Source organism: Polyangiaceae bacterium (genome assembly GCA_020633205.1).
Classification (GTDB): domain Bacteria; phylum Myxococcota_A; class Polyangia; order Polyangiales; family Polyangiaceae; genus JAHBVY01.
This window is the reverse complement of record JACKEB010000018.1, coordinates 328,023-339,608: the sequence shown is the minus strand read 5'-3', so window position 1 is coordinate 339,608 and position 11,586 is coordinate 328,023. Positions and strand designations below refer to the sequence as shown.

Here is an 11,586-nt window from a genome sequence, read left to right as displayed (position 1 = left end):
AGTGCCCAATCGCGAGCATTCTTCAGGAGCGATCGTCGGATTGCTCGGGTTCGGGGGGTGAGGGCACGAGTCGACGTAGGGCGCTCGGCCGAGCGCGAAAACGCGTGGCGCGACGATTTCGGTGAACCGAACGCCACCCTTCGTCACTTGCCAGACGAGGGACGAGATTGGTCCCCGCAAATACTTGGAGGAAGTTCATGTTTTCGCGCATTCGTCGTTCACGTTTTGGTCTGCAGTCTTTGGCGCTCCTGGGTGGATTCGTCGCAAGTGGGGCCCTCACGGGCTGCGCTGCCCCCACCGCGGAGGATGTCCGCTGCGCGGACGACAGCTGCAATGAAGCCGTGTCGGAGAGCACTGACGAGCTCCTGGTGTCCCCCATCAACAAGCTCCGCTGGCAGGTCACGTCACCGTTCGGGGACCGCGCAGAGCTCCAGCAGACGCTAGCAAACCTCGCCGCGTCGAACACGCCAATCGTTGACATGACCGCGGGCCCCGGGGGCGCCTGGGTGATCCTCACGGAAGAGAACGTCTACTCGGGCGGACCATTGCCGAGCGGAATGGGGTTCTGGCTGAGTCTCATCAAGAGCAACGGACACGCCCTCAAGGCGGTCGATATCAACTCCGACGGCGGCTATGTGATCATCGCCGACGGCACGTACCACATCGGCGGGAGCGTGAATCAGCTCGCCAAGGACGCTGTCGCGAACTACTACAGCAAGGGCTGGGCGATCCGCGACGTAGAAACCACTCCCAACGGCTACGTGATCTTGGGAGACGGCAACCGGGTCTCCTACGACAACACTGGCACTCAACTGATGGCGCTGCTCGCCGACCGACTCAAGTCGAAGCGCCGGGTGGAGCAGGTGGAGATCGGTCTCGACGGTGGTTGGGTCGTGATCTCGGACCAGGAGGCGGCAGTAGCCCAAGCGTCCAGCACCCTCACCAACTCCCTCAAGGCGGCAGCCAAAAACGGCAAGCATCTATCGAAGCTGATGCTCGGAGAGGACGGCGGCTTCGTGCTGTGGAGCAACGGCAACGCCGTGGCTAGCCGTGGCAACGTGATGGAGGCCGTGGAGTACGGCGCTGGAGGCCAGAACATCTGGGAGCGCATGGACTTCTATGGAATTCCCGGCGCGAGCATCTCGATCATCGAAGGCAACCAAGTCACGTATTCACGCGGATACGGTGTGCTCAAGCAAGGGGAAGAACAGCACGTCTTGGCGACTACCGTCTTTGACATGGCGTCGCTCTCCAAGTTCGTTGGTGCGCTCACCATGATGAAGCTCGACAGCGATGGCGCCTACGACTTCGACGTCGATGATTCGATCGTAAACACCGCAGTCGACAACGGACATATCGACAAGTGGCTCACCGCAGGAGAGGCAAATCCAGGCAAATACGGCTTCGCCAACAAAGACGTCTCGACCTCCCTGACCACCGCACACTTCATGCGCCACCAGACAGACTTCATTCAATCCGGAGGCTCTCCCGGCTACCAGCGTGGCTCGAAGTCTCTCGGTGGCGAGACCTGGCAGTACATGTTGGGCTGGAACTGTTCCACGACTCCTTGCGACTACGCTAACGCAGATGCGGCGTGGACGACGACCGGCGCTGGCAAGATCACGTCAGACTACGACAGCGTGAACTTCCTCATCCCGCAGGCGGTGGCCGAAGACGTGTCCGGCATGGAGGCCTATGAGCTCATCGCGAAGTACTGGACCACGCCGATGAACCTCAAGTACCTCCACGCCTACACCTCTTCGCGCGGCATGGACATCGGCAAGGTGGCCTGGCAGCACGGCCCGAATGGTCCCCAGGACAAGCTGTTCGTCTACCCGTGGACCTTTGCTGGTGGCGTGTACGCGGCGCCCATGGACTACGCGGAACTGATGATCTTGGCAATGAACCAGGGTAGAGACTCGACCGGCGTCCAGCGTATCCCCGCGGCATCCATCGATCGCATGCTGACGGCGGACGACGGCAACGTGGGCTTCGGGCTCTTCGGTGACCGAAGCGGCGACATGACCGAGGGCACGGACAACGCCTTCCGTCACAACGGCTCCCACTCTAGCCGCGCGCGCACCGCCATGTGTGGCAACCCCACCCGGGACGAAGGCATCGTGATCACCGTGAACATCGAAGGTGGCGATCGAGACAACAACGGCAGCAACGACTCCCTCGAGTTCATCAACTGGATCCGCAACGAGTACGTCAAGGCCACGGGCTTCAACGGCAACTGCCAGTAGTCCCCTCACCCCCAAACCCGCGAGCTGAATCGCGGAGACTGGCGCGGCGCTTCCTTGCAGGTGTTGAAAGACACTCTGCCGATTGGGAGGTGCCGCGCTGGCGTTTGGGGTCAGTAGTGCATTCGCAGATCACTGCGGCCGGTGCTCCCGGGTGCAACCCAACTTGCTTGGTTAGTTCACTCGCAACTTCACCACCACGGCGTCCCACAACCCAAGGTTCGTTTGCCCGGCGAGGGGCTGAGTTGGTTCACCCACCAGCACCACGAAGCCCGGGATTGACGCGAAGTCGTGCACCGCGACTGGGAAACTGAGCTCGCCGAGGGAGTAGAACCACTGGCCTGCTGCTGACCACGCAGAAATGCCATCCCAGTCTTGAAGCCACACAGCGCCGTCCTCACCGCTTCGCACCTTGGTCGGCAGGTAGGTTGGCACGCCGAGCGGTGTTCCATTTCCGCTAGGATCCAGCACTAGCAACCTACCGCTGCTCGATGATGTAGTATCCCCCGTCAGGAATGCGTAACCGGTCGCATTGGCGGCGGCATCCGTCACGTTGGAAATCTCGGCGCCCTGGTAGGTCTTTTCCCAGCTGACCGATCCCTCGCCAGTCAAGCGGGTCACCGTGCTTGGCGAACGCACGACAACCGCCTCGCGTCCGGCGAGAGCGAAGTAGCTCCGGGCCACGTCGTCGTTGCCCACGCTCGCTGACCAGCTGAGCGCGCCGCTCGCGTCATACTTCACTAGCTCGGTGTGCTGGGGAGTATCCGTGCTGGCCTCGGGAGATCGTGTCACGAAGCTCGCGAAGACATTACCGTCGGGGTCGACTTCCAGCTGCTGCGGGGTCTGAGCCTGGGTGGAGCCAGTCGCTGCCCACGCGACCGCCCCGGCGCCAGTGTGCTTGCGGACGAACCACTGCCCGACACCACCTTGGGGCTGAGACGCCAGACCTAGCGAGAAGCAGTTCCCTGCGGGATCGATCGCCACGTCCGTCACGTTCGCACCATCCCCATCGAAGGACTGGTCCCACAGGAGCGAGCCATCCGCGCCGTACGCGCGCACGAACCCGCCCAGTGACCGCGCAGCGTCGCCGGGTCCCTGGAGACGCGCTCCGGAAACGCATATAGTTCCGTCGGGATTCGCTGCGACCGCCGTCGCCGTGTCGTAGCCCGCGGTACCAAACTGGTCGAGGAACTCTAGCCGTGCGCATGCTCGATCGACATAGTCGTTCGGGAGGTTGATCGCGACTTCGTCTCCTTGGCACTTCGTCCAAGGCCAGCAATCCCAGTCATGGTCGGTGGCGTGCCACCCATCCTCGCAGTCGCAGGCGGCCCCATACGGTTCGCAACCGCCACTGCCTCCGTCTCCTCCATTCCCCGAACCTCCACCACCGTCGACGCTGGCTCCGGTTCCTCCATTCCCCGAACCTCCACCACCGTCGCCGCCTGAGCTACCCGATCCACCGATGGCTCCCTCGCCACCCGTATCGCCAGCATCCGTAGAACACCCACTGCACAGCAGTGCCACACTGAGCCACGTCGCCAAACCAGCAGAAAAGAAGGGAAAGCGTTTCATCACTCCCCACGAGACAGCAAGCACCATGCCACACACGCGACCGCAGGGTCACCAACGCTCACCCACGGAGTTCTCCGTCGGAGGTGCCGCGCTGGCGTTTGGGGTCAGTAGTGCATTCGCAGATCACTGCGGCCCAGCTGCTCGACCACATGATTGAACACGCTGATGTCGTCATCGAGGCCGAGAATCGTCTCCGTGTCGGGGTACTCGTCGTCCTGAGCAACGAAGTAGCGTGCGGCGCCGACGACCAGAGCCTGCTGCTCCACGCTGAACTCCGCCATGAGCGCGAACAGAGCGAGCAAGTTGTCGTGGAGTTCCTGAGCGAGATCCACCGGGAGCATCTCGTGCTGCTTCGCTGCCTCGCGGAAATTCACGAGTTGCTGACTCATCTCGTCCTTGAGCCGGATCAGATGAACCGGCTCGAAATCCTGGGCAAGCCTTTGAAAATGCTCCGAAGCATGCTCGCTGAGTGCCATCTGTTGCCTCCTGACGAATCTCGCCAAAGGCAAAGCGTAACACCGGCTACCGGGCGCGTGGCTCGCTGAGCCAAACACCGCAAACAAAGCCGCCTGGATTCTGGTAGGCGCAGCTTTCGCGTGGTCGCAGTGTTGATCAAGCGCGGTGTTGATCAGTCGCAGTGTTGATCAGTCGCAGTGTTCCCTTAGTCGCAGTGCACTTCGACTCGGCGGTTCAGGCTGCGGCCGGTCTCGTCGGCGTTGGACGCGATGGGTGAAGCCTCGCCACGACCGACGGCGGAGATCCTCCCAGCAGGTAGACCGCGCCGGGTCAAGTCGGCGACGACGGCCTCGGCGCGGCGCTTGGAGAGGTCCAGGTTGTACGCCTCCGAGCCTTCGCTCGAGGTGTGCCCCTCGATGCGGATCTTCGCGTGCTTGTCTGCTTTCAGGCTCGCGAAGAGCTGCGCCAGCAGCGTCTCCGAGTCCTTCTGGATTTCCGCAGAGTTATACTTGAAGTTGATCCCATGGAGGATGGATCCGCAGCCGAGCACCGGGGGCTTGAGGCTCGGGCAGCGGCCTTTGGCGGCCACTTCGTTGCTGAAATCTACGAGCTTGAAGGGCGCGCCGTTGGTGGAGCGGACACCACGGATCGAGCCGTCGGGCATGATGGTCAGCACGAACAGGCTCACCACCTTCGTGCGGGGCTCCTCACCGCGTGCACGCAAGATGTTCCCGCTCACGGTCCCGCTCAGCGGCGCGACGCCGTCATAACACCCGCTCACCGCCGCTCCGCTCTGGGTGAGCTCGAAGCCATGATTGCCCTTGCCCCAGTTGCCCTTGAAGCCCGTAGCCAAGGCGCTGGCCGCTTGGCTGCCTCGCCCGATCAGCTCGCTGAACTGCAGGCTCGTTTTGTCCGCCTCGATCAGGATCCCTCCCGAGAGTCGCAGCTTGATCCACTTCGCGGGCTGCTTGCTGACGACCTCGAGTTCGGTTTGTTGCCCACGCTTCTCGTGCGTCTTCAGCGTGCCCTTCGCGAGCAACGTGTATCCGCTGTCCGGTCCCGTTGCCGATCCGTGAACCTCGACGCCCTGGGTAAACGTCGTGAACTTGCTGGGTACCTCCCAAACGTTTGGCACCGCGAAGCCATCGAAGGTCGTCTCCGCAGGGAGCTGATAGACGAGCTCCGTCGTCGAATCCGCTGCGCCCTTGGAGAGTAGCGTGAAGGGGGTGGAGCTACCATCGATCGACTCGATGGCCTCCTCGATCTTCGCTCCCTGGCTGGCGCCGCTCCCGCCGACCTTCAAGGGGATCGCACCGCGGGCGAAGGTCATCAGATCTTCAGTCGCGGGCAGCTCGTCGTCACCAGCCGCCGCAGCAACCCCGGTCCCTCCCGATGTACCGCTGCCGCTCGCAGCGCCTTCACTTCCCGGCGGATCAGCGACAGTCGACGTCCCGACTGCTCCGCTGCCAGGCGTCGAGTCAGGATTCGCGACCTGCGCCGCGTCAGCGCCCTTCGGCCCAGCGTCCCCTTCTTTTGGCTGACAGCCCCAGGCCAAGCACAAACCACACCCAACGAGTCCAATCCTCAATCCCATGTGTCTCCCCCTATCAAGCACGCGCCGGTTGTACGCGCGGCCCCGACTTTCGCGTTTGGCAATCGATGCCTGGATAGCGGAGCGTCGCAGGTCTTGCGCAGTGAAAAGGCAGAATTGTGTTCTCGCCTCGTAAAACACGGGGCGAAATAGCAACAAGGGCGCACGGCACGCGCACTACCGACCAAGCCTGTTATCGGCGAATTTCCGTGCTTGCACGCGGAAGCCACCCGAGCACGCTTGGGGCGTGCGGCGGTGCGCCTGTTGGCTGGCGACCCGTTCGGGGCGATTGCTCTGGGCGTTGGCACTCGCTTGGCTGTTCTACATCGGTGCCCCGTCCGCGCTGGCGCTGGCCCAGACCCCGAGCAGCGCTCCCTCCGCACCGCCAGCCAGCACACCGCGCACCGACTCCCAGAGTCGGTCGGCGGCGATCACCCTGAGGGGCGCGGAGGTGTTCAAGGTACTGCGCCCTCGCGCCGGGCGTTCGGCCATGGAGCGAGCTCAAGCTGCTAGCAAGGCCTTGGACGCGGGGTTCGAGGATCACACCAGCAGCGATATCCGTACGGAATCTCGCCCCGAAGGGACGCTGATCCTATTTGTTGATGAACCACTGATCTTGTTGACCAAGGAAGACTCGCTCGCCGCCGGGGACTCGAACCTAGACGAGTTCGGCGCGGCCGCAGTCGCGCGCATGCGCGCGGTCTTCGACCAGGAGAAGCGGCGCAGCAATGTCGCTCATGGGGTGTTCTCGATCTCTCTGGTGGTCTTTCTGGGCCTCGTCGCGTTCTACCTGATGCGGAAGGTGAGCGAGCTTGCGGCGCGAGGCCACGTCTGGCTCGAAGAGAACCCGTCGCGAGTGCCCGCGCTGCGCCTGCAACGCATCGAGCTCGCTGGCCCCGCACTGTTACGCACGAGCCTAGAACTCTCGCTGGGCGTCCTGCGGCGAGTCGGCCAAGGGGGCTTGCTCTACTTGTGGGTGGTCGTCAGCTTGTCGCTGTTCGAGTCCACTCGTGGGTACACCAAGCGCCTCACGGGTGTGCTGCTCACCCCGCTTTCCGAGCTGATGGCGCGCCTCGTCGCGTCGCTTCCACTGTTCGTCGTCGCGTTGACGGCGCTGCTGGCCGTGGCGTTGACGCTGCGCTTCGTGGGTCTCTTCTTCGACAACGTGAGTCGAGGAGAGAGCCACGTTGCGTGGCTACCGCGAGACTTCGCTCGCCCCGTCGGCCTGATGGTGCGCGGCGGCCTGGTGATCGCCACGCTGGTGTTTGCGGCTCCGGTGATCACTGGCGACTCCGAGGGTGCGCTCGCACGCTCGGGCACGGTGCTCCTGGTTTCGATCGGCTTGGCGGCCGTGCCGTTGCTTGCGACCGCACTCGTCGGCAGCGTGACCGTGTTTGGGCGACGCCTCAAGCTCGGAGAGCTGGTGGAAACTGACGGGGTTGCCGGGCGGATCACCCGACTCGGGCTGCTAGACCTCGATGTCGCAACGAACGCCGACACAACGGTTCGCGTCCCTCACCTGTTGACTCTGACACGCCCGATTCGGCGTCTCGCAGCGAGTCCGGCGACGCTGAGGGTCACCTTGCCTCGTGCCACGCCAACCACGGAAGGCGTTAGTCTACTCACCCACGTCGCCCAACAAATCCACCCGGATACTAGCGCGAGCGTCCAGGAAGTCTCGGAGCACAGCACCGTCTACGTCCTGACCTTCAACGGCTTGGATTCAGCCGGAAAAGCTCTCCATTTGGAGCGCGTCGCCCACGCGCTGGAAGAAGCAAAGATCGACTTCAAGGAGCTTCGGCCGTGACTGGCGTGTGGCTGTTGCTCGGCTTGCTGTTGTTCGCCTACGCGGGCAGCATGCTCCTCGGCTCGGGCAAGGCGCGAGGCTATGGCTTGCCCTCGGGCGCCGAGTACTTGCTCCTCGGAGTCGTGCTGGGGCCGCACTTCCTGAGCGCCGTGCCTCGCGAGAGCGTGCTCACCTTTCAGCCGCTCATGCTCGCCGCCTTGGGTTGGCTCTGCGTGGTCGTGGGCGTGGACTACGGGGTCGTAGGAGAGCGGCGCATCGTTACCGGCTCTGCGCTGATCGGGGTGGCGCTCGGTGTGCTTTCGAGCGGCGCCGCGTTCGCGGCGGTGATGTGGGTTGGTGTTCGGGTCTTGCATCAGAGCTTGTCAACCCTCCTGCCGCTGGCGCTCGGTCAGGCCATTTGCCTTTCGGAAACGACCCGCCACGCGGTGCGCATGGTCAGCGAGCGCCACAACGCCAGCGGTCCGCTCACGGACTTGCTCTCGGACGTCGCTGACGCGGATGATCTGTTTCCAATCGTGGGGACGGCGATCTTGCTGTGCTTCGCCCCGAGTAGCCCAGGCTGGAGCCTCTGGACGCAACTGGGCATCACCATCGGCGCAGGCGCGGGACTCGGCACGGTCACCGCCACGCTGATGGGTCGGCATCTCCGCACGGATGAAACCTGGGGCTTGATCTTGGGTGCCGCTCTGCTTGGTATTGGGATCTCGACTCACTTGCAGCTTTCGCCGCTGACGCTGATGTTCGCCTTCGGGGTGGCCCTGGCGAACGTCTCGAGACGAGGTGTCGAGCTGAGGGCGATGATGGGGGACTCCGAGCGATTGGTCCTCCCACCCCTGTTGCTCCTCGCCGGCGCGCTGATCGACCTCAGGTTGTCAGGTCACATCTGGCTCCTGGTCGGCGCGGCCCTCTTCGCGCGGCTCGCAAGCAGAGGGATTGGAGGCGCCTTGCTCACGCTACGCAAGGAGGCGCGTGGGAGCGGAGCCAGCCTTGGGCTCGCCACGACACCTGCAGGCGCGATGTCAGTGTGCGTGGGACTCCTGGTCTACATCCGATTCCCGGCGGATATAGGTGGCGCGGTACTCACGGCCTGTGTACTGAGTTCCTTCGTCGGTGAGCTGATCGGAACCACGGCGCTCAAGCGCAGCCTGCGAAAAAAGGGCGAGATCAGCGATGACTCCCAGGGCAGTGCGGCTCCCCTCACACCCGGAGCACAGCTGCCGTGAGTGCCCATACGGCCGCGCTCAAGCCTTCCGGCCTCGCGCGACTAGCGCAACTCGTGGGCCTGGCGACGATGCTCGGCGTCGCCTACGCCTCGAGTCGCTATGCATCCCACCAGATCGATCCCGGCGCCGCGACCATCGCGGCGATTGGCCTCTTGGTGATCGGTGGCTTGCTGCTCTCAGAGTTGCTCGAGCCGCTGGGCCTACCGCACCTCTCTGGGTACCTGGCGGTCGGCGTGTTGGTCGGCCCCCATGTGTTGCACTTGGTCGACCATCACACCGTGGAGCGCCTGAGCCCGGTCAATACCTTGGCCTTGGCGCTGATCGCACTTGCCGGTGGCGCCGAGCTCAAGACGTCACTCCTGCGTAGCACAGCCCGCAGCGTGGGGTTCGCGACGTTGGCGCAGAGCCTGGTCGTCTTCACCCTCATGACGGGTGTGTTCCTCGCCTGCTCGCGCTACCTGCCATTCGCAAAAGCACTCAACGTCAAGGCGCTGATCGGTCTCGCCATGTTGTGGGCGGTGCTGAGCGTCAGCCGCAGTCCGTCGGCGTGCCTCGGCATCCTCGCCCAGACCCAGGCCAAGGGACCGCTCGCGCGCTTCTCCCTCACCTTCATCATGGCTTCCGACGTCGTCGTGGTGGTGATGCTGGCAGGTGTGCTGCTGATTGCGCGACCGTTGATCATTCCCGGAGCGGAGTTTTCCCTCGACGCGCTCAGCGCGCTCGGCCACGAAATCCTGGGGAGCGTCTCCCTGGGGACCACGCTGGGCTTGATCCTCGCGGCCTACCTGCGTCTGGTAAACAAGCAGCTCTTGATCGTGTTGCTGCTGCTGGGGTTCGTGTTTACGGAGGGCCTGCGCTACATCCATCTCGATCCCTTGCTCACATTTATTTCCGCAGGGTTCGTAGTCGAGAACTTCTCCGAGCAAGGGGAGAAGCTCCTGCACGGAGTAGAGCGCACGGGCAGCGTGGTCTTCGTACTGTTCTTCGCCACCGCGGGCGCTCACCTCGATTTGCCGTTGCTCGCGTCGCTCTGGCCGGTAGCCGTCACCCTGGCGGTAGGCCGCGCTGTTTCCACGTGGATCGCAAGTCGAGTGGGGGCGCGCTGGGCGGGGGACACGGACGTCATCCGACGCTGGGGTTGGTCAGGGCTGGTATCGCAAGCGGGCTTGACCTTGGGGCTCGCCGTCGTAATTCAACGCGCTTTCCCCGAAGCCGGAGCGGGTTTCGCGGCGCTCGTGGTCGCCACGGTCGCCATCAACGAGGTGTGTGGCCCGATCTTGTTCAAGCTTGCTTTGGATCGGGCGGGAGAGAGCGCAGGCGCGCGTCCCGCCGATCACCAGAGCAAGCCGAACGAGATCTCGCCGTAGAGCTTCGGGTCGAGCAGGTCGTTACCGTCCGAGTCGAAGGCCGCGCTGAGTGCTTGAGACGTCGCGGCGGGCAGATTGGACGTCGTGCTCGAGCCGTCCATGTCGCCTGTCTGCACCAGGCCACCGATCACGGCCGCGATGCGCCAGGGTGCCTCTGAGCGGTAGCCATAGCCAAGCCCAAGAAAGCCGCCTAGATGCGTGCTGGTGCGCTCGTAGTCGAACTCCCCAGGTGCGTTCTCTTCGTGGCCATTGATGCGGTAGTGGGCGCCCAGCACGCCGAGCTCAGCGATCAAGCTGTGGGTGTCCATGAACCACACGCGACCCCTCACCGGGATGTTGAACTTGTGGGCGGTCGCCTTGGCCTCGGCGCCGGCGGCATCCTCGGTGAACTTGGCAAAGCCGTAGTACAGGCCGCCGCTCACTTCGAGCCAGCACAAGGGCTGCCACGCCGCTTCAGCGCCGAAGAACGAGTTGGGGCCAAGCGCGTTGATGTGGAAGCCAACCAAGTTGGTGGGACAAGACGGCTTCGGCTCCGGCGCTGGAGTGGGCTCGGGTTCCGGCTCCGGCTCTGGCGCTGGGGCAGGTGCAGGGGTTGCGACTGGTTCCTCGGGGATCGTCTCGGCACCGGCGGTGATGGCGAACACCACGCGGCGGTTCCGCTGCCACGGCTCCTCGCACTGGCTGGTGTCGTCCGGGGTCTTGTTGAGGCAGGCGTCGGGTTCCGGAACCTGGGGCTTGCTCTCTCCATAACCTACGCTCGTGAGGCGCTGTTCATCGATGCCGCTCGAGATCAGCCATTTGCGCAGGCTGGCCGCGCGACGCTCCGAGAGATCTTTATTGTAGCGGTCGCTACCTCGCGAGTCGGTGTGCCCCTCGATCTCGAGCTTCACGTCGGGGTACTTCTTCAGGTAGTCGACCAGCTCCTTGAGGGTGGACTGGGTGCCCTCATCACTGCGCAGATTGGCCTTGTTGTACTCGAACTCGATGTTGCCGCTGTAGTTCAGCTTGCCGTCAACCTTGCGGAAACGACCGATCCTGGCCACCTCGACCGGCGTGACCTTCGGTTCCTCCGACCCGGCCTGCGCATCCAGAGATGCGTCGGCATCCGCCTGAGCCTTGGCGTCCGCAGAGCTATCGACGTTGAAACTTCCCGAGGCGCTGGCTTGGCAGCCCACGGCGCCCGCAGCCAGGCCAAGAGCAAAAACGCCTCGCCTCACCCCCAAAAACCAACCCTCAGACGTCGCGCGCAAAGCCATATTATCCTCACTTACGTGCGGAAACCTGCGCGACCTTCCCAAAGCCGGCCACGAGCCCCGCAAACGAGACC

9 protein-coding genes are annotated in these 11,586 nt (G+C 63.8%); 4 read left to right on the top strand and 5 right to left on the bottom strand.

From position 1 onward, the window contains the following. The first annotated feature begins 197 nt into the window (after positions 1 to 197). Positions 198 to 2,246 (top strand): beta-lactamase family protein, encoded by a 2,049-nt coding sequence (locus H6718_29725; protein ID MCB9589631.1) that lies wholly within the window; start codon positions 198 to 200, stop codon positions 2,244 to 2,246. Positions 2,247 to 2,417: 171 nt separating this feature from the next. On the opposite strand, the gene H6718_29720 is transcribed toward H6718_29725, so the two are convergent. The 4 genes from H6718_29720 to H6718_29705 all read right to left on the bottom strand — a co-directional run bounded on the left by H6718_29720 (position 2,418) and on the right by H6718_29705 (position 6,354). Beyond that, positions 2,418 to 3,815: a hypothetical protein gene (locus H6718_29720; GenBank protein ID MCB9589630.1), complete on the bottom strand. Its 1,398-nt coding sequence runs from the start codon at positions 3,813 to 3,815 to the stop codon at positions 2,418 to 2,420. Positions 3,816 to 3,919: 104 nt separating this feature from the next. Further along, positions 3,920 to 4,291, bottom strand: a complete 372-nt coding sequence (locus H6718_29715) for a hypothetical protein (GenBank protein MCB9589629.1) — start codon at positions 4,289 to 4,291, stop codon at positions 3,920 to 3,922. Positions 4,292 to 4,476: 185 nt separating this feature from the next. Beyond that, positions 4,477 to 5,865 (bottom strand): OmpA family protein, encoded by a 1,389-nt coding sequence (locus H6718_29710; protein ID MCB9589628.1) that lies wholly within the window; start codon positions 5,863 to 5,865, stop codon positions 4,477 to 4,479. Between the two features lie 318 nt (positions 5,866 to 6,183). Further along, entirely contained in the window at positions 6,184 to 6,354 is a 171-nt protein-coding gene (locus H6718_29705; protein ID MCB9589627.1) for a hypothetical protein, read from the bottom strand. On the opposite strand from H6718_29705, the gene H6718_29700 reads away from it, so the two are divergent. The 3 genes from H6718_29700 to H6718_29690 are packed head-to-tail and all read left to right on the top strand — an operon-like array spanning position 6,353 to position 10,259. Beyond that, positions 6,353 to 7,669: a mechanosensitive ion channel family protein gene (locus tag H6718_29700; GenBank protein ID MCB9589626.1), complete on the top strand. Its 1,317-nt coding sequence runs from the start codon at positions 6,353 to 6,355 to the stop codon at positions 7,667 to 7,669. The genes H6718_29705 and H6718_29700 overlap by 2 nt on opposite strands. Continuing rightward, positions 7,666 to 8,892 carry a potassium transporter Kef gene (locus H6718_29695; GenBank protein MCB9589625.1) on the top strand — a complete coding sequence of 409 codons (1,227 nt, stop codon included), beginning with the start codon at positions 7,666 to 7,668 and terminating at the stop codon, positions 8,890 to 8,892. Before H6718_29700 ends, H6718_29695 begins: the two co-directional genes overlap by 4 nt. Beyond that, positions 8,889 to 10,259, top strand: coding sequence for a sodium:proton exchanger (locus H6718_29690; protein MCB9589624.1), 1,371 nt, complete (start codon positions 8,889 to 8,891; stop codon positions 10,257 to 10,259). Before H6718_29695 ends, H6718_29690 begins: the two co-directional genes overlap by 4 nt. Here the strand turns inward: H6718_29690 and H6718_29685 are convergent. After that, positions 10,226 to 11,476, bottom strand: coding sequence for an OmpA family protein (locus H6718_29685; protein MCB9589623.1), 1,251 nt, complete (start codon positions 11,474 to 11,476; stop codon positions 10,226 to 10,228). The genes H6718_29690 and H6718_29685 overlap by 34 nt on opposite strands. Between the last annotated feature and the right edge of the window lie 110 nt (positions 11,477 to 11,586).

Excerpts from the sequence above, each read along its gene's own strand:
- H6718_29725 (MCB9589631.1), top strand. The coding sequence starts at position 198 with ATGTTTTCGCGCATTCGTCGTTCACGTTTTGGTCTGCAGTCTTTGGCG.
- H6718_29720 (MCB9589630.1), bottom strand. The coding sequence starts at position 3,815 with ATGAAACGCTTTCCCTTCTTTTCTGCTGGTTTGGCGACGTGGCTCAGT.
- H6718_29715 (MCB9589629.1), bottom strand. The coding sequence starts at position 4,291 with ATGGCACTCAGCGAGCATGCTTCGGAGCATTTTCAAAGGCTTGCCCAG.
- H6718_29710 (MCB9589628.1), bottom strand. The coding sequence starts at position 5,865 with ATGGGATTGAGGATTGGACTCGTTGGGTGTGGTTTGTGCTTGGCCTGG.
- H6718_29700 (MCB9589626.1), top strand. The coding sequence starts at position 6,353 with ATGGAGCGAGCTCAAGCTGCTAGCAAGGCCTTGGACGCGGGGTTCGAG.
- H6718_29705 (MCB9589627.1), bottom strand. The coding sequence starts at position 6,354 with ATGGCCGAACGCCCGGCGCGAGGGCGCAGTACCTTGAACACCTCCGCG.